The sequence below is a fragment of the Candidatus Seongchinamella marina genome, assembly GCF_026262685.1.
Taxonomy (GTDB): Bacteria; Pseudomonadota; Gammaproteobacteria; order Pseudomonadales; family Halieaceae; genus Halioglobus; species Halioglobus marinus.
The window spans coordinates 97,816-118,579 of record NZ_SHNP01000005.1; the positions used below are offsets into that span (position 1 = coordinate 97,816).

Annotated in this window: 17 protein-coding genes; 12 read left to right on the forward strand and 5 right to left on the reverse strand. The window is 54.0% G+C overall.

Annotated elements, in window-relative coordinates; all coding sequences use genetic code 11:
• The first annotated feature begins 103 nt into the window (after positions 1–103).
• Entirely contained in the window at positions 104–1,270 is a 1,167-nt protein-coding gene (locus tag EYC87_RS14115; RefSeq protein WP_279253451.1) for an iron-containing alcohol dehydrogenase, read from the forward strand.
• On the forward strand, positions 1,267–1,707 hold the full coding sequence (locus EYC87_RS14120) for an acyl-CoA thioesterase (protein WP_279253452.1): 441 nt from the start codon (positions 1,267–1,269) through the stop codon (positions 1,705–1,707). Before EYC87_RS14115 ends, EYC87_RS14120 begins: the two co-directional genes overlap by 4 nt.
• A 13-nt stretch (positions 1,708–1,720) precedes the next feature.
• Here the strand turns inward: EYC87_RS14120 and EYC87_RS14125 are convergent, their stop codons facing one another.
• On the reverse strand, positions 1,721–4,282 hold the full coding sequence (locus tag EYC87_RS14125; protein WP_279253453.1) for a M1 family metallopeptidase: 2,562 nt from the start codon (positions 4,280–4,282) through the stop codon (positions 1,721–1,723).
• Positions 4,279–5,085, reverse strand: coding sequence for an SDR family NAD(P)-dependent oxidoreductase (locus EYC87_RS14130; RefSeq protein WP_279253454.1), 807 nt, complete (start codon positions 5,083–5,085; stop codon positions 4,279–4,281). Before EYC87_RS14130 ends, EYC87_RS14125 begins: the two co-directional genes overlap by 4 nt.
• Positions 5,086–5,155: 70 nt before the next feature.
• Between EYC87_RS14130 and ggt the strand changes: the two genes are divergently transcribed.
• The 4 genes from ggt to greA all read left to right on the forward strand — a co-directional run bounded on the left by ggt (position 5,156) and on the right by greA (position 11,857).
• On the forward strand, positions 5,156–6,817 hold the full coding sequence (gene ggt / locus EYC87_RS14135; RefSeq protein ID WP_279253455.1) for a gamma-glutamyltransferase: 1,662 nt from the start codon (positions 5,156–5,158) through the stop codon (positions 6,815–6,817).
• Positions 6,818–7,020: 203 nt separating this feature from the next.
• A complete protein-coding gene (gene carA, locus EYC87_RS14140) occupies positions 7,021–8,160 on the forward strand; it encodes a glutamine-hydrolyzing carbamoyl-phosphate synthase small subunit (protein WP_279253456.1) in 1,140 nt (379 codons plus the stop codon).
• A 2-nt stretch (positions 8,161–8,162) separates the two neighbouring features.
• Positions 8,163–11,384 (forward strand): carbamoyl-phosphate synthase large subunit, encoded by a 3,222-nt coding sequence (gene carB / locus EYC87_RS14145; RefSeq protein ID WP_279253457.1) that lies wholly within the window; start codon positions 8,163–8,165, stop codon positions 11,382–11,384.
• The gene (gene greA, locus EYC87_RS14150) at positions 11,381–11,857 is read left to right on the forward strand and encodes a transcription elongation factor GreA (RefSeq protein ID WP_279253458.1); all 477 of its coding nucleotides are present in this window, start codon (positions 11,381–11,383) and stop codon (positions 11,855–11,857) included. Before carB ends, greA begins: the two co-directional genes overlap by 4 nt.
• 68 nt (positions 11,858–11,925) lie before the next feature.
• On the opposite strand, the gene EYC87_RS14155 is transcribed toward greA, so the two are convergent.
• The gene (locus tag EYC87_RS14155; protein WP_279253459.1) at positions 11,926–12,498 is read right to left on the reverse strand and encodes a YSC84-related protein; all 573 of its coding nucleotides are present in this window, start codon (positions 12,496–12,498) and stop codon (positions 11,926–11,928) included.
• Positions 12,499–12,649: 151 nt separating this feature from the next.
• Here EYC87_RS14155 and EYC87_RS14160 point away from each other — a divergent pair, with 151 nt between their 5' ends.
• Positions 12,650–12,904: a FeoA family protein gene (locus tag EYC87_RS14160; RefSeq protein WP_007229726.1), complete on the forward strand. Its 255-nt coding sequence runs from the start codon at positions 12,650–12,652 to the stop codon at positions 12,902–12,904.
• Complete coding sequence (gene feoB / locus EYC87_RS14165) at positions 12,897–14,732, forward strand: ferrous iron transporter B (RefSeq protein ID WP_279253460.1); 1,836 nt, start codon at positions 12,897–12,899, stop codon at positions 14,730–14,732. Before EYC87_RS14160 ends, feoB begins: the two co-directional genes overlap by 8 nt.
• A gap of 68 nt (positions 14,733–14,800) precedes the next feature.
• On the opposite strand, the gene EYC87_RS14170 is transcribed toward feoB, so the two are convergent.
• A complete protein-coding gene (locus EYC87_RS14170) occupies positions 14,801–15,142 on the reverse strand; it encodes a hypothetical protein (RefSeq protein WP_279253461.1) in 342 nt (113 codons plus the stop codon).
• A 127-nt stretch (positions 15,143–15,269) separates the two neighbouring features.
• Positions 15,270–15,581, reverse strand: a complete 312-nt coding sequence (locus EYC87_RS14175) for a YhbY family RNA-binding protein (protein WP_007229749.1) — start codon at positions 15,579–15,581, stop codon at positions 15,270–15,272.
• A gap of 97 nt (positions 15,582–15,678) precedes the next feature.
• On the opposite strand from EYC87_RS14175, the gene rlmE reads away from it, so the two are divergent.
• The 4 genes from rlmE to glmM all read left to right on the forward strand — a co-directional run bounded on the left by rlmE (position 15,679) and on the right by glmM (position 20,697).
• Complete coding sequence (rlmE, locus tag EYC87_RS14180; protein WP_007229754.1) at positions 15,679–16,305, forward strand: 23S rRNA (uridine(2552)-2'-O)-methyltransferase RlmE; 627 nt, start codon at positions 15,679–15,681, stop codon at positions 16,303–16,305.
• Positions 16,306–16,550: 245 nt separating this feature from the next.
• Complete coding sequence (gene ftsH, locus EYC87_RS14185) at positions 16,551–18,467, forward strand: ATP-dependent zinc metalloprotease FtsH (protein WP_279253743.1); 1,917 nt, start codon at positions 16,551–16,553, stop codon at positions 18,465–18,467.
• Positions 18,468–18,550: 83 nt separating this feature from the next.
• Positions 18,551–19,351, forward strand: coding sequence for a dihydropteroate synthase (gene folP / locus EYC87_RS14190; RefSeq protein WP_279253744.1), 801 nt, complete (start codon positions 18,551–18,553; stop codon positions 19,349–19,351).
• Positions 19,348–20,697: a phosphoglucosamine mutase gene (glmM, locus tag EYC87_RS14195; RefSeq protein WP_279253462.1), complete on the forward strand. Its 1,350-nt coding sequence runs from the start codon at positions 19,348–19,350 to the stop codon at positions 20,695–20,697. Before folP ends, glmM begins: the two co-directional genes overlap by 4 nt.
• Positions 20,698–20,764: the final 67 nt, after the last annotated feature.

The following is a 20,764-nucleotide window of genomic DNA, read 5'->3' on the forward strand; positions in this document are numbered from 1 at the left end:
TTTCTTGATCAACTGACGGGTGTAGGCGGGGCCACAGACGCTTGCATGGTCGTTGACCATAGATTAGCGTCAGCGTGACGTTCTTTCAGGGTGCAGAGGAAAAATGCAGGGATTTGAATTCAACACCGTCGGCAAGATCATCAATGGCTTTGGCAGTGCTCTGGAAGTAGCCGGGCAACTTTCTCGGCTGCGGGTAGAAAAACCATTACTCATTACTGACCCCGGGCTTATGAGCATCGGCCTGGTGCAACCTGTGGTCGAGGCATTGGCGGCCAAAGGATTGAACCCGGTAGTTTTTGATCAGGTATTTGAAGATCCTCCCGAGGCGACCGTGCTTGCTGCGGCGGAGCTTGGGCGCATGCAAGGCGTAGATGGAGTGATCGCCGTTGGTGGTGGCAGCTCTATGGACGTGGCCAAGGTCGCGGCGGTCCTGATAGGGTCAGACCAGCCTTTGTCAGCTCTGTATGGCGTTGATCAGGTGAAAGGAGAGCGCCTGCCTTTAGTATTGGTGCCGACGACTGCTGGAACTGGCTCTGAAGTAACGCCAGTAGCGGTTATTACGACCGGAGAAACCACCAAAGCAGGTGTTTCCTCGTCCGTGTTATTACCTGATGTGGCCGTGTTGGATGCACAGTTGACGCTGGGCCTGCCAGCCATGATTACCGCGATGACGGGGGTGGATGCCATGGTACATGCCATTGAGGCCTACACCTCGCGGCACCGGAAGAATCCAATATCAGACAATCTGGCACGGCAGGCATTGACCCTGTTGGCGACAAATATCCGCACTGCGGTGCGTGATGGCAGTAATGCTGCGGCGCGCGAGGGCATGCTGTTAGGGGCTTGTATGGCCGGGCAAGCTTTTGCCAATGCCCCGGTGGCTGCCGTCCATGCGCTGGCTTATCCGTTGGGTGGCCACTACCATATTCCCCATGGGCTCAGTAATTCCCTAGTCTTGCCGGCGGTAATGGATTTCAATATGCCTGTAGCGGCCGATGCTTATGCTGAACTGGCGGAGCTTGTTGTGCCCGGACTGCAGGTAGATGGCGAGGAAGCCCGTGCATCCGCATTGATCGCTGCGATGCGGCAATTGATCGATGATCTGGAATTGCCGGCAACACTGGCAGCTGCCGGCGTTTCTGCCGCTGACCTGGAAATGCTGGCGAAAGACGCGATGGAGCAGCAGCGACTGCTGGTCAATAACCCCAGGGATGTGAGCTACGAGGACGCACTGGGCATTTACCAGGCTGCCTACGGAGAGTATTCATGAGCAAAGAATTAGCACCCACCCGCGATGACTATCCGATTTTTTATCCCATCTCAACGCGTTGGGGAGATAATGATATCTATGGCCACATTAACAATGTTGTGTATTACTCTTACTTCGATACCGCAGCAAACCGCTACTTGATTGAGCAGGGTGGCCTGGATATAAACGACGGCTCAGTGGTGGGCTATGTAGTCAATTCAGGCTGTGCGTATCATGCGCCCTTAGCCCACCCGGACGAATTGGAAGCCGGTGTGAGGGTAGACAGATTGGGGACCAGCTCGGTGCAGTACGGTATCGCTATTTTTCGCAAAGGCGCTTCGACCGCTGCAGCAAACGGCCACTTTGTGCACGTCTTCGTGGAGCGAGCCAAAGACAAGTCAGTGCCAATTCCATTGAATATTCGCAGCGCTCTGGAGAAAATCCTGGTCTCTGGATGATCCTTTCCGGCGATTAGTCTGTGTGCTGATTGCTGATTTGATAATGGCTTGCTCGATCAGCCATGTCGATTGCCTGTAATATCTTCATGCGCAGCTGGGGGTTGTAGTCGGGCCTCTGAGCCAAAAAGTCATACACGGTTGTTACGGCTGTTGGCGATCGGTAGTTCAACAGAGTGTTGTTGAGCCAGCCACTGGGAAAGAATATATCTCCGGTAACTTGAATCTCTTCCAGTAATTCCAGGCTTGGCAGAATGTATTTTTCAGACTCGTCGAGCCGACTAGGGTGATGCAAGTAAGTCAGTGCATCCAGGACCCATTTCTCTGTTGTTCTATTTTGCGGCTCCTTCAGGCTGTGAAAGAAACGATCGCGAACACTGGCCTCTGGTGATAATGCCGGGGTCACGAAGTCAAAGCGCCGGAGTAAATCCGGATTTTTGATTTGCTTGCGTTGTGTGGCCAGAATTCTGGCGGCATTCTCTGGCTGGCGTAAGGCAAGTATTTCAGCCAGATGAACCAGGTCTGTTTCAGAGAGCGGCAGTGTTTCCAGTTGCTTACTACCTGTCCATAGAGCATTCAGATAGGCGAGCCCCGGTGAAGTGCGGGCTATATTGCAAAAAGCGTTAAAAAAGAGTCTGGACTGTCCCGCGTCGCGGGTCGACTCAAGTTGATTGAGCAGTGATTTTTCTAGCGAAATTTGGAGCCCGGCTTGCTCATCGATGCTAAGAAAACTGGTATGTACCCGGTACATTTGCGCTAAAGCCTGCTCCAGTATGAGTGAGTTTTTTTCTGCCACAGTTTGGGCTAGCAGCATTTCGAAGTAAGAACCCGCACCATTAAAACTTCCATTGAGAAAATTTTCCCAGGTATCGATCAGCAGTGCGCCTCTGGCCAGTTCATCGCTTGGGTTTTGATCACTCCATCGTTGTTTGTCCACAGGGAATAATCCATAGCCAAAGCCATCGGAGTTTAGTTGCAGCCAGGGAGTGGGAAGTACAGACGGATTGGTCCCGCTCATTACCCGCTCTGTTAAGGTCGCTGATACAACAGAAAACTGCTGGGGCCAGGTGCGATCCAGCCCGGCGGGGTCTTTTTGGCTCAGCACTGTGCCATTTTGATCGCTCGTTGCCAGTTGGAAATGAGGCCGGCCTGGCGTATTTACCCAAACGTCACTCCAGGCATGCAGGTCTTTTTCCGATAGTGTGTCCAGAATAGTAATGAGCTCGGGCCAGGTGGCGTTGGCAAAGCCAAAGCGCTTCAGGTACTTCTGTAATCCTGCGCGCAAGCTTACTTCGCCAAGCAGCAGTTCCAGCTGCCGCATCATGATGGGCGCTTTCTTATAGATGATAGGCCCGTACATTTGCCCTGCCTGGTTCAGGTTGGCCAGGTCCTGGCGTATCGGATTGCTGCCACCGCTGCGTTCCACTGTGTAGGCGCCCGGGTAGTGTCGTATCAAGAAATTCAGCTCGTGGTTGATTGTCGGGAAGGCCGGGTTAACAATTTTCGCCGCCATAAAATTGGCGAATACTTCTTTGGTCCATACATCGTTAAACCATTGCATAGTCACCAGATTGCCAAACCACATGTGGGCCGTCTCATGGGCGATCAGTCCTGCTCGATCCAAGAGCTGAGACTGAGTAGGGGACTCTTCCAGCAATAGCGACGAGGCTCGATATTGTATGGCGCCCGGGTGCTCCATGCCGCCATATTGGAAACTGGGGATCAAGGCAAAATCGAATTTCGCGAACGGGTAGGGAATACCAGTGTAGTTCTCCATCCAATGGATTGCGTCGTGATGCAGCGTAAAAATGGCGTCCAGATTGCGCGCGACCTTGGCATCGTCAGTTTCCCGATGCAGCAGGCTGATCTTGCGACCATCGATGTTTCTGGACACTCGCTGAAACTTTCCGGCGACGAATGAAAAGAGATAAGAGCTGGTAAGCTCGCTATTTTCGAAATGGTAAACAACTCCCTGATCGTCTTCCTTCCTCTCCTTAAGCGGCGCATTGGATATCGCTTCCCAGTCCGCCGGCACTCTCAGTGATAACTGGTAGTGAGCTTTAAGGTCCGGCTGATCAAATAACGGAAAGGCGGTGCGGGCACGGTCCGGAACGAACAGGGTGTAGAGGTATTCAGGGTTCCGATTGAGGGAGTTTTCACCGGCTATAAAGTCTATCTCCAGTCGGTTAGTACCCTGCTTCAGTGCGCCGGGCATAATGATCAGGTGTTCATTGCTGAACTCGTAGTCAATTGCTCCGAGTGCGTTGCTGATAGACTGAACGTGCTCTGGTGTTTGCTGAAAATCAAGCTGCAAGGGTTGCTGGTTATCTGCAAGGTCAAAATGAATTACGACCTTACCCAGTATTGGTGCTTTGTTATCGTCTTCTATACTGAGGTCAAGCTGGTAGCGGATGTTCGTAAGATCCTTAGCCCGCTGTTCAGCGAGTGCTTTGGAAACACCGGGTTCTACCATCACGGGCATACTCCAGCTGCTGCTTGCAATCACAATCGCGATTGCAAGCAGCAGCGCTTGTTCATATACAAATGTTCTCGCATCGGCCCGCTGGCGATGTTTCAAAAGTCGACCTTGATAAACAGCCCGAGCAATTTTGGATAGCTAACAGGTGCCAGCCAGCTCGCAAAGGTGACCAGCTTTGCATCCAGTCCCAGCAGAAGTCGCTTTTTACGCTTCTCCATGGCCTTAATGATTTGCGCTGCAGCTGACTCTGGCGAGGTGATCGCCATTTGCTGAAACTTCATGTCCTTATCTTCGGGTGAACCTTCTCCACCGCGACTGTCTCGCGCTATGTTAGTTTTTATCCCTCCCGGATGAACGCAGCAGACATGTACGTTGCTGTCCTGAAGCTCAATGCGCAGGGCCTCGCTGTAGCCGCGCACGGCGAACTTTGAAGCGTTATAGGCCGATTGTGTGGGTACCCCGACCATGCCGAACATGGACGATAGATTCACCAGGTGCCCACATGCAGAATTTCGCAATAAGGGCAGAAACGCTCTGGTACCGTGGACCACTCCCCAGAAATTAATCCCCATCAGCCACTGAATGTCCTCGTAGGGGTTTTCATCCGCTGGGCCAGTGAGACCGACGCCAGCATTGTTGACGAGAATATCGATTGCGCCGCGAGACGCTGAAACCTGTGCCGCCCAGTCCTGCATTGCCGCATTATCGGCTACGTCCAGCGTCTGCTGATCGCAGAATAGGTCTGGCCGTTTTAGCAGGGTAGCCGTCTCAGCCAGCGTCTCGGCGTTAATGTCTGACAGGAAAAGTTCGCAGCCCTCATCGTTTAGTTGCAGGGCTAGCGCCCTGCCGATGCCGGAACCTGCTCCGGTAATTACCGCGCATTTGCCATTGCTGTAAGCCATATTATTTCCTTTTTTAGCGGGTAGTGGGCATTATTGTCCCATCACTTATTGTTAGATTGAACAGATGTTAATGCGCGCACTTATTTTTATCACTGTTTTTGTTTTCGCTGCCAGAGGTTGGGCCGGCACAGCCGCCCTTGCGATGCCAGATCGCTGGTCTGCTGAGGTTGCTCAAGCCGTGTTAATGGACGGTGGCAATGCCGTGGACGCCGCGATTGCGGCGACATTTATGCTGGCCGTCACTCTTCCTGATGCCGGTAACATTGGCGGTGGCGGCTTTATGACCGCATATATGGATGACGAAGCGGTATTTCTGGATTTTCGCGAGCGGGCTCCTGCCAAGGCGTATCGGGATATGTTTCTCGACGAAGGGGGTAATTTTCAACAGCGTTTGTCCTTAGTGGGTGGCAAGGCTTCGGGGGTGCCCGGCACAGTGCGCGGAATGCAGGAGGCTCACTCGCGGTATGGAACTTTGCCATGGAGACGCCTGCTGGCACCGGCTATTGGTATCGCCAGGGACGGTTTTGCGGTGTCTGAAACAATATTTGAATTAGCGGTTGAAAAAATTGCCGAAGATGCCGGTGAGACGAACTTCCACCGTTACTTCGGTCGTATGCAAAAAGGTGAAATCTTTAAGCAAGCTGAGCTGGCAGCCACGCTGGAGTTGCTGGCACAGGATCCGGATGCCTTCTACTCAGGGGTTCCGGCAAGGCAACTGGTCGCGCAGATGGAGGCCACGGGTGGCCAAATCAGCCTGTCTGACCTGAAAACATATAAGGCAGTCTGGCGAGAACCGCTGCGCGATAATTGGCGTGAATTCGAGGTGTTGTCGGCGCCGCCACCCAGTTCGGGAGGCTTCGCCCTGGTGCAGTTGCTCAAATTACGGGAGTTTTCGGACCAGTACTTTAGCGGGCTCTGGCATAACGAGGCGCGCTACGTGCACTTGATGGCAGAGCTGGAGAAACGGGTTTATGCCGATCGGGCAGAGTATCTCGGTGATCCTGATTATGTGGCAGTGCCCATGGATAAGCTTTTGGAGGACGATTACCTGCGGGCGCGTGCCAGCAGCGTTAACCCTGAGGCTATCTCCCCCATTGAGACGGTGTCTGCGGGCCTTGAGTCAACGGAAACGACTCATTTCTCTATTATTGACGCCGAAGGTAATGCCGTTTCTTTGACTACTACCCTGAACTGGGATTTTGGCTCGGGAGTTGTGGTGGAGGGCGCCGGCTTCTTGCTCAACAACCAGATGGATGATTTCAGTGCCAAGGTTGGTGTGCCCAATAAGTTTGGTGTCGTTGGCAATGATCGCAACGCTATTGTCCCCGGGAAAAGGATGTTGTCTTCTATGTCACCCACTATTTTGCTGCGAGATGGAGAGCCGGCCCTGGTGATCGGAACTTCTGGTGGCAGCACGATTATTACCACGGTGTTTCAGGTCATCCTGAATATGCAAGATTTTGATATGCCCCTGCAGGAAGCGGTCGACGCTTTGCGCTTTCACCACCAGTTGCCCCAGGCACTGCTCATCAGGCATGACCAGCGGGAGGTGCCCGTGGCGACCCGTAAGGGTCTGGAGAAGCTGGGCTACGCCGTTGAGGAAAATAGCTGGGGGAACCTGGGCAAGGTTCATGCGATCTCCGCAGAAAATGGCAAGTTGACCGCCGTATCCGATATTCGAGCGCAGGGTGAGGGCAGGGTGATAGAGATTCCGGAGAGTGCCCCGAACTAACTGGACAGACACAGCTGGTTCACCTAGAATCTCCGGCCAGATTTCGCATGTCCGATGTGAACGTCGGATACTGTGTGTTCCCGTGAAAACCAGAGCTGAATTTATGTAAAAAGGCGAGATGTATTTACCCATCTCGTCTCTTTGTGAGCGCGCGAGCCAAGCGCATGAAGGTTCTGGGTTTCCCCTGATGATGGAGGCTTTGCTTGTCCAGTTCCGCTATATTAGTCCTCGAAGATGGCAGTGTTTTCAAAGGCTTGGCAATCGGAGCCAGCGGCATATCCGTTGGTGAAGTGGTATTCAATACCGCCATGAGCGGTTACCAGGAAATCCTCACCGATCCGTCCTATGCTCGCCAGATTGTCACCCTGACCTATCCACATATTGGCAACACCGGCACTAACACCGAGGACGAGGAATCGAGCAGCATCTGGGCCGCGGGCCTGGTGATTCGCGACCTTCCCTTGTTAGCCAGCAATTATCGCAACGAACAAAGCCTGTCTGACTACCTGAGTAGCCGCAATATTGTCGGTATTGCCGATATTGATACTCGCCGCCTGACTCGGATTTTACGAGAGAAGGGCGCCCAGAATGGTTGCCTGATGGCGGGTGACAAAATTGATGAAGCCAAAGCGTTGGCGCAGGCCAAAGCATTCGCCGGTTTGAAAGGCATGGATCTGGCGAAAGAAGTCACGGTAACGGAGTCTTATCGCTGGACTGAGGGTAGCTGGGAGTGGGGTCAAGGTCACAGCGAAAAACCTGCGGGTGAATTGCCCTGGCATGTGGTCGCCTTCGATTATGGCGTTAAGCGCAATATATTGCGCATGTTGGTAGATCGCGGCTGTCGCCTTACCGTGGTGCCGGCCCAGACACCTGCAGCGGATGTGCTGGCAATGAATCCTGACGGTATTTTTTTATCCAATGGCCCCGGTGACCCGGAGCCCTGCACGTATGCTATCGAGGCCATCCAGGAGCTCCTGAAAACAGAAATTCCGATCTTTGGTATCTGCCTTGGCCATCAGCTGCTTGCGCTGGCCTCTGGCGCAAAAACCGCGAAAATGAAGTTCGGTCACCACGGTGCTAATCATCCGGTACAGAACATTGACGATGGTACGGTGTTGATTACCAGCCAGAATCACGGCTTTGCGGCCGACGAGAGTAGTTTGCCCGATACTCTTCGTGTCACCCATAAATCGCTCTTCGATGGGAGCTTGCAGGGGATACACCGCACGGACAAGCCCGCCTTTAGTTTTCAGGGACACCCTGAAGCCAGCCCTGGTCCGCATGATGCGGCGCCCTTGTTTGATCATTTCATTGAGCTGATTGCAGCTCGCGCTGGGGAATAAGCATGCCCAAGAGAACCGATATCCAGAGTATTCTGATCCTTGGCGCTGGACCGATTGTTATTGGTCAGGCCTGCGAGTTCGATTACTCAGGTGCCCAGGCCTGTAAGGCTCTGCGCGAGGAGGGTTACCGGGTCATTCTGGTGAACTCCAATCCCGCCACTATCATGACCGACCCGACAATGGCCGATGCGACCTATATTGAGCCCATCGAGTGGCGGACTGTTGCGCGTATTATCGAAGAAGAGAAGCCCGATGCCTTGCTGCCGACCATGGGTGGCCAGACCGCACTCAACTGCGCGCTTGATCTTGCACGCCATGGTGTATTGGCTGAGCACGATGTAGAAATGATTGGTGCGACCAAAGAAGCCATCGATATGGCCGAAGACCGCCAACTGTTCGATAAAGCGATGAAGCGCATCGGCCTGGATACGCCGCGGGCCTCCCTTGCTCATACTATGGAAGAAGCTTTTCAGGTGCTCGATAGTATCGGCTTCCCCTGCATTATCCGTCCCTCCTTTACCATGGGCGGCTCCGGCGGTGGTATCGCCTATAACCGGGACGAATTTGAAGAAATTTGTATGCGGGGGCTGGATTTATCGCCCACCAACGAGCTGCTGATCGATGAATCGCTCATCGGCTGGAAGGAATATGAGATGGAGGTTGTTCGCGACAAAAACGACAACTGCATCATCGTATGTGCCATTGAGAACTTCGACGCCATGGGCGTGCACACGGGCGATTCAATTACCGTTGCTCCGGCCCAGACCCTGACCGACAAGGAATACCAGATTATGCGGGACGCCTCTCTGGCGGTACTGCGTGAGATTGGTGTAGAGACGGGCGGATCCAATGTGCAGTTTGGTCAATGTCCGGATACTGGCCGCCTGGTGATTATTGAAATGAACCCGAGGGTCTCCCGATCCTCGGCGCTGGCATCTAAAGCCACTGGTTTCCCTATTGCCAAGGTGGCAGCGAAACTGGCGATTGGTTACACCCTGGACGAATTGCAAAACGACATTACAGGCGGTGCTACACCGGCGTCCTTCGAACCGGCGATCGATTACGTAGTCACGAAGATTCCGCGCTTCGCCTTTGAAAAGTTTAAAGGTGCAGATACTCGCCTGACAACGCAGATGAAATCGGTTGGCGAAGTGATGGCGATAGGACGCACGTTCCAGGAGTCACTGCAGAAAGCACTGCGTGGTTTGGAGGTGGGCTCATCCGGCTTTGAACACATGATTGATGTGGATGACGAAGATTTGCGGGATGAACTTCTGTCGGAATTGGTTAACCCTACGGCAGAGCGTATCTGGTACATCGGTGATGCCTTCAGAGCTGGCATGAGCGTGGATGAGATTTACAAACTCTCCGGCGTAGACCCCTGGTTCCTGGTGCAGATAGAAGACATCATCAAGACTGAAAACAGTCTCAAAAGTATCGAGCTTGATGATATTGGTGCCGATCAAATGTTTCGTCTCAAGCGCAAGGGCTTCTCGGACGAGCGCCTGGCGGTGTTGCTGGCGTCGGATGAACATATTGTGCGCCGCCATCGTCACGGGCTGGGGATTAAACCGGTTTACAAGCGTGTGGACACATGCGCGGCGGAGTTTGCCTCTGCCACTGCCTACATGTATTCAACCTATGAGGAGGAGTGCGAAGCCGCTCCCTCTGATCGGGACAAGATTCTGGTGCTGGGCGGTGGCCCCAACCGAATAGGCCAGGGTATTGAGTTCGACTACTGCTGTGTACACGCGGTGCTCGCGATGCGCGAGGATGGTTATGAAACCATCATGGTCAACTGCAACCCCGAAACGGTTTCTACTGATTACGACACTTCAGACCGCCTGTATTTCGAGCCGGTAACTCTCGAGGACGTGCTGGAAATCGTAGCCCTGGAAAAGCCAAAGGGAGTGATTGTTCAATTCGGGGGACAGACGCCGCTTAAGCTGGCTCGTGCCCTGGAGGATGCGGGGGTGCCTATTATCGGCACGACACCGGATGCGATCGACCGTGCGGAAGATCGCGAACGTTTCCAGCACATGATTCAGAAGCTGGGCTTGAAGCAGCCCGCCAATACCACCGTACGCAGTACTGAAGAAGCCGTGGAAGCGGCCGCTTCAATTGGTTACCCGCTGGTTGTGCGCCCCTCTTATGTACTGGGCGGACGCGCCATGGAAATTGTTTATCGCGAGGAGGACCTGCTGCGCTACATGAAGCATGCAGTGCAGGCTTCCGACGATGCGCCGGTGCTTTTGGACAGCTTCCTGTCTGCCGCAATCGAAATTGATATCGATGCTGTGTCGGACGGTGAAGAGGTGGTAATTGGTGCCATCATGCAACATATCGAACAGGCTGGCGTGCACTCAGGTGATTCTGCCTGTTCTCTGCCTCCCTATAGTTTGGATATGGTGGTGCAAGATCAAATGCGTGAGCAGGTAAAGCAAATGGCGCTTGAGCTGGGTGTACGCGGATTGATGAACGTTCAGCTCGCCTGGCAAGATGATGAAATCTATGTGATCGAGGTCAATCCTCGAGCCTCCCGAACAGTGCCCTTTGTCTCCAAATGCATCGGTCGATCACTGGCGCAGGTGGCTGCTCGCTGCATGGCCGGCCAGAGCCTGGCTTCTCAGGGTTTTAACAAAGAAATAGTGCCCTCTTACTACAGCGTGAAAGAGGCCGTGCTGCCGTTTAACAAGTTCCCTGGTGTTGACCCGATTCTCGGCCCTGAGATGCGCTCTACTGGGGAGGTTATGGGTGTGGGTGACAGCTTTGCTACTGCTTTTGCCAAAGCCCAGTTGGGCGGTGGGGATTCTCCTCCTACCAGCGGCACCGTGCTGATCAGCGTTCGCGATGTAGACAAGCCGGGTGCTGTCGCGGTCGCTCGCGACCTGCTTGGTCTTGGATTTAATCTCGCAGCCACCGGTGGCACCGCCACAGCGCTGGAGGCGGCCGGGCTGAATGTCCGTCGGATCAATAAGGTACTGGAGGGTCGCCCCCATATCGTCGATATGATTAAAAACGATGAGGCAGACTTTATTATTAATACCACCGAAGGTCGCCGGGCTATTGAAGACTCCGCGCCAATCAGGGCCAGTGCCCAGGCGCACAGGGTGTTTTACACAACGACCCTTGCTGCCGCAGAAGCCATTACCATGTCAATGCAGCAGGAAGGTGATAAGAAAGTTCGCAGGCTGCAAGACCTGCACGGGAGTATTAGTGCATGAACAAGGTACCGATGACAGTAGCGGGCGAGGCTGCCCTGCGCAGTGAGTTGGAGCATCTCAAGAAGGTGGAGCGACCGCGCATTTCTGACGCGATCGCCGATGCGAGAGAACACGGTGACCTGAAAGAAAATGCGGAATACCACGCCGCTCGTGAACAGCAGAGTTTTGCCGAAGGTCGAATCATGGAGATCGAAGGTAAGCTGTCGAACTGTCAGGTAATCGATGTAACCCAAATTACCAGGACCGGCAAAGTCATTTTCGGTACTACCGTGGACCTGATTAATGTCGAGTCTGATGAGACCGTCACTTACACTATTGTTGGTGAGGACGAGGCGGATGTGAAGAACAACCGGATTTCGGTAGGTTCACCCATCGCTCGCGCTGTGATTGGCAAGGAGGAGGGGGATGTTGTTCTCGTCAAGGCGCCCGGTGGCGATATAGAGTACGAGATCGATCAGGTTCAGCACATATAGCGACTGATTTCACGGCGCAATAAAAAGCCCCAACTTCCGACGGAGAGTGGGGCTTTTTTGTTTACGCCCTATTTGGCAGCGTAGCTGTACTTCTGTCCGCCCAGGGTTGCTTCATACATCAGCCCACCCTTTGCGACAGTGAATATCGCCATTCCTTTGCGATAGCCACCAGAGACGGTGCCCGCGTCATTTTTGCCACCGGAAGCACCAGCCTGGGCGCCGCCGCCCGTATTTGCCGAGGCTCCTGCCGCTGCTGTAATTGCGACTGCGGTGGCCTGGGCGCCAAACTCGAAGTTCCCCGAGGTGAATTCTTCAAAGGCGCGCTTGTCTTCGAAGAAAATAATCTGGCTGTAGGCCTGTCCGCCGAGTTGGAAACCGATGGTCAGCTGGGTCATCTTGGTGTCGCCAGTGTGTTTTCCGTTAGCATAGACACGGCCTGAACCGTGAGCACCGCCGACGCCCATGCCGCCCTTGCCGATAGTAGGGAAAAGCGCATAGCCATAAGCCTTGCCAAAGAAGGTACCGCTTTCGCCTGCGTTTTCGAAAATGCCTTTTGCTTCGGTATAGCTGTCCGCCTGTGCGGTCTGGAAAGTTGCCAATACCAGCAGGGGTGCTAAAAGTGTTTTCATTAGTGTTTTCATGGTTGGATCGCCTCTTGGTTCCAGTGGGGTTGCGTTTGGACGCCGCCAAATACTAATCGAGTCTGGCTCCGAGGTCACTTCATTTTGATGCAAATCATTCTCATTACTGCTAGTATCGCTCGCTTCTTTGAGCTCTCACTGTGAGTACCCGGTGGCTATAAACCTCTCTTTGTGGTCCCTGAAAGCAGGCGATCACTGCGAAATTCTGGGCTATGACGATGCCCTGGCTGAAAAGTATAAAATTCGCCTGATGGAATTTGGATTCCATCCTGGGGAATCGGTGATCTGCCTGCAGTCTCCGTCCTTTGGTGCGCCCAAGGTTTATCAGGTCAGTAATACGGTTTTCTCCCTGGACGATGAGGTGGCCGCGCACGTTGCTGTGCGCCTGAGTGGTGCCAGTGAGTAAGATTATTCTTATTGGCAGCCCTAACTCGGGCAAGAGTTTGCTGTTCAACCGCTTAACGGGCCTGAGCCAGAAAGTGGCTAACTTCCCCGGGATCACCGTAGACGTGGGCTCCGGAAAATTACAGGCACTGCCTGACAAGACACTGATCGACTTCCCCGGCACTTATTCACTGCAGGCCATTTCCGCAGAGGAAGAAGTGGCAGTGGATTACTTCGAACGTGCGCTGGAAGATCCCGATGTAGAGCAGGTGCTTTGCGTTATTGATGCAACTCGTTTGGAGAAGAGTCTGCTGTTCACACTGCAGGTAATCCGCGACTGTGAACGTAATAGTAAGAAGATTACCGTGTTGGCCAACATGATGGACGTGCTTGAAAATCACGATTTGACCCTGGACGTGGAGGGGATGTCGGCAGCGCTGCACACCCGGGTTATACCTATATCGGCGCGCTCTGGTAAGGGTATCGATGAGGTGATCAGTGAACTCTCCGCGATCGCTTGCGAAGTGCGAGAACCGCGCGCTCACCTGGTGGACACGCCAGACGCAATTCTGCGCGGAGAGGCACACAAGCTGGCTCATCGATTCGGTCCTGAGGGCGATGTGCTGATTCGCACCCAGAATCGACTGGATAATTTTTTTCTGCATTCGCTCACCGGTGGCGTATCTTTTTTCCTGATTATGTATCTGCTGTTCCAGTCAATTTTTACCTGGGCAGCACCCGTGATGGATGCAGTCGAGGGATCACTGGCCTGGATGGCAGATGCCCTGGTCCCATTATTAGGTAATCAGGTGGTTAAAGATTTCACCTCTGACGCTCTATTTAGCGGTATCGGCGCTTTCCTGGTATTTGTGCCCCAGATTTTTGTACTGACTTTCGTTATCGGGTTGTTGGAGGACTCGGGTTATATGGCCCGTGCAGCCTTGATTTGCCATAAACCATTGCGTCTTTTCGGGCTCACGGGGAAGAGCTTCATTCCCATGTTGTCGGGAGTGGCCTGTGCTATCCCTGCGATTTACGCCGCGAGGGCGATCGATTCGCCGCGCAAACGGGTGCTCACTTACATTGCGATTCCTTTAATGCCCTGTAGTGCTCGGCTGCCGGTTTATACGTTGCTCATCGCCGCTTTTATTCCCGCACAAACGGCGTTGGGGGGCTTGGTGGGTCTGCAAGGCCTGGCGATGTTCGGTATTTATTTCTTCGGCATGATGACGGGGCTGCTGGTCACCGGCCTGATTTCGCGAACCAGCGAAGACCATCATAACGACCTGCCTTTCGTGCTGGAGTTGCCGCCTTATCGCCTTCCTGGGTTAAAGCCCATTGTTCGAAATGCCTGGAATCGGTCAAAGCACTTTGTCACCAAAGCCGGCAAGATTATTTTCACCGTTACCGTAGTGATCTGGTTGCTCGGTTACTTTCCAAACTACGGTGCCGACCTTGGTCAGTCCTGGTTGGGTCATCTTGGACATTTCATCGAGCCGGTATTTTCACCGCTGGGATTGGATTGGCGCTATGGTGTCGCGATTTTCACTTCTTTCGCGGCCCGAGAAGTATTTGTAGGTACGTTGGGCACCATCTTTGGTATCGAGGGCGCGGACGAAAATATGGTGCCCTTGGTTGAACATATCCAGGGCAGTGACCTTGCTCTGGGCTCAGGCCTTGCGTTACTCGTATTCTTTGCTATTTCTCTGCAGTGCGTTTCAACACTGGCAATTCTTGCCAAGGAGAGCGCCTCCCGCAGCCTGACTTTGAAAATGTTCGTCGGCTATTTTTTATTAGCTTATGCCGCTGCTGTTGTGGTCTATCAGGTAACGGGATTGTTGGTCGGATAATTCGGTTTGATGGACGCGTAACCTGTTGGCCACTTTTTGACAGTGGGTGCGCTCGCCCTGATGGCGTTTTAGTCGCGCTGCAGCTGGAATATTTGCACCTGGGCCAGAACCAGTTGTGCAACCAGCTCGATCATCAGCCCGTGGTTTTCCTTGCGAATTGTTTCCAGGCCGGCATCAATATCAATTTTCAACTCCGTACGCTTCTGTTCGCTCAAACCGTCTGGCAGGCGAATGCCAAAACAGTATTGCTCAGAGTCCTTAATGCGTTTGTAAATGCGGGTGAGCTGTTGCGCAGCGAAGTCGATGAGTTCATCGTCGGCGCCCTTACTGGTGAGAAGTTGGCGAATCTGGCGGTCGAGGAAAGCCAGCCCTTTTGCCTGTTCCGATGGAAACTCTAGAATATTCCCCATGCCGTGGCGCCTCTCCGCGTTGGGAATTCTCGTGTATCATAACCAATAACTGCGCTGTGGGGGAGTGCCTTGTCAGGTGGGTTAGCGGCCCAGGGCTACCCGGGCTAATAAACGCTGGTGCGGCAGCCTAGACCCGCCGGAGCAGGTTCGAGAGGCGTGGGTCTGGCTTGGTGGCCCGGCGCAGTAGCAATATGACATTGCCAATGCTTTGTACCACTTCTCCCCCGGAGCGCTCGCACAGCTCTTCTATAACGGCTGTTTTCGCGTCTTTACCGCCTACTGCCAGCTTTATCTTGATTAACTCATGCTGGCTGAGGGCGCGATCGACCTCCGCAACAACTGCCTCTGACAGGCCTTTACCTGCCACGGTGACCACCGGCTTCAGCTTATGGCCAATAGCGCGCAGTTGCTTGATTTCCTGGTTACTTTTCTTGCTCATAGTGAATCCACGGTACAATGGGCCACCCGGGCCCTTTCAGGGTCGCGTATTCTACACAAGGGGCCCTCGGCTCGAAACGTAACTATAGACATTATTTATGGCGAAGAAGAAGTCTTCCAGTAAGGCCTGGCTCAAAGAGCATCACGATGACCTGTTTGTGCAACAGGCGAAGCGCGATGGTTATCGCAGCCGAGCTTGTTATAAATTACTGGAGCTGCAAGACAAAGACCATCTGATGAAGCCCGGTATGACAGTGGTGGACTTGGGGAGTGCGCCTGGCGGATGGTCCCAGGTGTCAGCTGATCTGGTAGGGCACAAGGGTAGAGTGGTCGCTTCAGATATCCTGCATATGGATAACCTGGCTGATGTGGAGTTCATTCAGGGTGATTTTACCGAAGACGCGGTGTTTGAGCGTATCTTGCAGGCAATAGACGGTGAATCTGTTGATCTGGTGGTGTCCGATATGGCTCCCAATATGAGTGGGGTAGCGGCCGTTGACCAACCGGGATCCATGTATCTGGTGGAGTTAGCGCTGGATATGGCCCGGCGTGTGCTCTCCCCTGGGGGTAGCTTTGTCACTAAAGTGTTTCAGGGAGAGGGTTTTGATGAGCTGTTTCGCGATACCCGCGACTCGTTTGACAAGGTCCTGACCCGCAAGCCCAAAGCCTCCCGGCCGCGGTCTCGCGAGGTTTATCTGGTGGCGAGCGGCTTCAAAGGTCGATAAATGATGTCTATTGCACGATGAGTGGAGGGTTGAAACATGGCCGCCTGTCCCCATCTGTAGTACATTGCGGTGATATTTTTCCCGATTTCACCCGTAACAACAACAGGGTTTACCAATAGTCCCTGTGGTTCCCCGTCCCCGGCGGGGAGAGAAGCTATAATTGAGGAGTGCAGCTGTCAGGTACGCGCCAGTGGCGATGACCGGCCTGTAAGGTTAAATCCTGAGAGGATACAGCGTTGAACGATATGGTTAAAAATTTACTGTTGTGGCTGGTGATAGCCGCCGTCTTGTTGTCGGTATTTAATAACTTCAACATGCAGAGCCCCTCTGAGCAACTGCGTTATTCGGAGTTTATTGAGGAAATTCAACGAGATCAGGTGCAGAAAGTGACCGTCGATGGCCTGACCATCTCGGGTGAACGATTCGACGGCAGTCTCTTTGAGACCATCCGTCCGATGGTTGAGGACCCTCGGCTGATCGATGATCTGCTGGAACACAACGTGGTTGTGGAGGGTAAAAAGCCCGAACAACAGAGCGTGTGGACCCAATTGCTGGTCGCGTCCTTCCCCATCCTGATAATTATCGCGGTGTTCATGTTTTTCATGCGCCAGATGCAAGGCGGCGGCGGTGGCCGCGGCGGCCCCATGAGTTTTGGTAAAAGCAAGGCGCGCTTGCTTGGCGAAGACCAGATAACCACTACTTTTGCTGATGTGGCCGGAGTAGATGAGGCCAAGGAAGATGTACAGGAGCTGGTCGAGTTTCTGCGAGACCCCAGTCGCTTCCAAAAGCTGGGCGGGCGCATTCCCCGGGGTGTGCTAATGGTGGGACAGCCCGGTACGGGTAAGACACTGTTGGCCAAAGCGATAGCCGGTGAGGCGAAAGTGCCTTTCTTCTCAATCTCGGGTTCTGACTTTGTTGAGATGTTCGTGGGTGTCGGCGCGTCTCGCGTTCGTGACATGTTTGAACAAGCCAAGAAGCAGTCACCCTGTATTATCTTTATCGATGAAATTGATGCGGTCGGCAGACATCGTGGCGCCGGTCTTGGTGGGGGGCATGATGAACGTGAGCAAACCCTCAACCAGTTGCTGGTAGAAATGGATGGGTTTGAAGTGAATGATGGCGTTATCGTGATCGCTGCCACCAACCGCCCTGACGTGCTGGATCCGGCACTGCTGCGACCTGGACGTTTTGATCGACAGGTGGTGGTTGGTCTGCCTGATATCCGCGGTCGCGAACAAATTCTCAAGGTGCACATGCGTAAAGTGCCACTGTCGGAAGACGTCGAGCCTGCCAAGATCGCCCGCGGAACGCCCGGATTTTCCGGCGCCGACCTTGCTAACCTGGTCAACGAAGCCGCCTTGTTTGCCGCTCGCGCCAATGTTCGCACCGTGGGTATGCAGCATTTTGAGCTCGCCAAAGACAAGATTATGATGGGCGCTGAACGCAAGTCCATGGTGATGTCCGAGGACGAGAAGCGCAATACGGCGTATCACGAAGCAGGTCACGCGATTGTTGGTAGACTAATGCCTGAACACGACCCAGTATATAAAGTCAGCATTATTCCTCGGGGCCGGGCCTTGGGTGTCACTATGTTCCTGCCTGAGGAAGACCGCTATAGCCATAGCCGCAGGCATATTATCAGCCAGATCTGTAGCCTCTTCGGTGGCCGAATTGCTGAGGAGATGACGCTTGGCAAGGATGGAATTACTACCGGCGCATCTAACGATATCCAGCGTGCAACAGACATCGCGCGCAAGATGGTGACCCAATGGGGACTGTCTGAAAAAATGGGCCCTTTGATGTATGACGAGGGTTCTGAAGAGGTCTTTCTTGGACGCAGTGCTGGCCAGCAACATCAGGCATTGTCTGATGAAACGGCCAACCAGATCGACCAGGAAGTCAGGCGAATTATCGATGAATGTTATGTCGCGTCCCAACGCATGCTTGAGGAGAACCTCGACAAGCTGCATGCCATGGCAGATGCGCTAATGCTTTATGAAACCATAGGTTCAGATCAAATTGATGACATCATGGCGGGTCGGAAGCCTCGCGAGCCAAGCGGCTGGGATGGTGATTCCGATGGCAGCGCCCAGGCGACAGTCAGTGAAGCAGATGCCAATGATTCCAGTAGCCCCATCGGTGGTCCCGCCGGCGAACACTGAGCCGCCCCTTGGCTGTTAGTCACTCTTGCGGCCCGGCATTGCAATGCGCCGGGCGCGCACTCAATCTTGGTCGCCCCCTGGTTATGGGGGTGCTTAACACCACACCTGATTCATTCTCTGACGGCGGCACTCTGTATCGCAGCGACCAGTTGAACCTGGATCTCGCTCTTGAGCGGGCTAGGACAATGGTGGAGTCTGGTGCTGATATCATCGATATTGGCGGCGAATCTACCCGGCCCGGCGCTGCTCCCGTGGGAGAAACGCTGGAGATGGATAGGGTCTTACCGCTGCTACAGCGAATTTCCACTGAGCTGGATGTGGTGGTTTCAATTGATACCAGTACTCCGGCGCTGATGAGCGAGGCCGCAGCGCAAGGCGCAGGATTGATTAATGACGTCAGAGCGTTGCGGAGACCGGGAGCCATGGAGGCGGCGGCGCGCAGTGGTTTGCCTGTTTGTCTTATGCACATGCAGGGTGAGCCCGGCTCAATGCAACGGTCGCCTGATTACGGTGATGTGCTCACAGATGTCGGGGAGTTTTTAAAACAGCGAATCGCTGCCTGTTGCGAGGCGGGGATACCGCGGGAACGGGTGATGCTTGATCCCGGCTTTGGCTTCGGCAAGTCAGTGCAGCACAATCTCGCCTTACTTGCTGGTTTGCCGCAATTGGCAGCCATAGGGCTACCCTTGTTGGTGGGACTCTCGCGCAAATCGCTGATTGGTCAGTTGATTGGCCGGGACGTAGATCAGCGGATGCCAGCGAGCATTGCCCTGGCGGTGTTGGCGGCGGAGCGTGGTGCTGCCATTATAAGAACTCACGATGTGGCCGAGACCTGTGATGCACTGGCCATGTGCTCGGCACTGTCGGAACTGGAATCGCAATGACAAGAAAATACTTTGGCACAGACGGTATTCGAGGCGAGGTAGGCGAAGGTGTGATTACCCCGGACTTTATGCTCAAACTTGGCTGGGCCTGCGGACGCGTTTTTTCTCGGCTGGCTGACGACGACGGGCACTGCATGGTTATCATTGGCAAGGATACCCGCGTTTCCGGATATATGTTTGAGTCTGCTCTGGAGGCAGGATTAGTTGCCGCCGGAGTTGACGTAAAGTTGCTCGGGCCTATGCCCACTCCCGCGGTGGCCCTAATGACGCGCACTCAGGCGGCCGATGCGGGCATTGTGATCAGCGCCTCTCACAACGCTTTCCAGGACAATGGCATCAAGTTTTTTTCTGCCAGTGGTTCCAAGTTGCCTGATGAGGTAGAACTCGCCATTGAGGCTGAGTTGGACGAACAGTTGGTGACGGTAGGTTCAAAAGACATTGGTAAGGTTTTACGGGTAGTCGATGCTGCCGGTCGATACATCGAGTTTTGCAAATCTACGGTTCCCGAAGGCTTTAATCTCCGAGGTATGCGTGTCGCCGTGGATTGTGCTCACGGGGCCACTTACCATATTGCCCCCAGCGTATTTTCGGAGCTGGGTGCCGAGGTGATCAGCCTCGGCGTGCAGCCCGACGGCTTTAATATTAACGAGGGAGTCGGCTCAACGCATACCGAGGCATTGGCGGCCCTGGTGCAGGAGCAGGGTGCAGATTTTGGTATTGCATTTGATGGCGATGGCGACAGGGTTCTGTTCGTTGATGCCAACGGTGAACTGGTGGACGGCGATGAACTTATCTACATCATTGCCCGCCATCGCCTGGCGGCCGGCTCCAGCGACGCCGGCGTAGTCGGAACGCTGATGACCAATCTCGGCATGGAGATTGCCTTGCGTGAGGAAGGGTTGCAGCTGGTGCGGGCACAAGTGGGCGATCGCTATGTTAAAGAAAGAATGGAAAGGGAGGGCTGGCACCTAGGTGGTGAGTCTTCCGGTCATATCATCTGTAGCGATATCACCACCACCGGCGATGGAATCGTTGCGGCATTGCAGGTGCTGCGTGCCATTAGAGATTCCGGACAGACGCTCTCTGCCTTACGATCAGGAATGAAAAAGTATCCACAAACTATGATTAATGTGCGTGTCGCCGGAAAGGTTGATTTGAGCGCCTACCCCGATGTGCAGGACACAGTAGAGGCAGTAGAACAGCAACTCGGAGATCGTGGCAGAGTGTTATTGCGGCCCTCGGGGACGGAGCCTGTTGTGCGGGTCATGGTGGAGGGCGAGGACGATGCCCAGGTCAGTAGTCTATGCGAAACCCTGGCCGCAGATGTAGAGCGAATTCTCGGGTGAAGCGCATCTTCTTGCCAGCACCCGGTATCTTGGGTAAGATTGCGGCCGCTTTTTTAGCCCGGAGGTA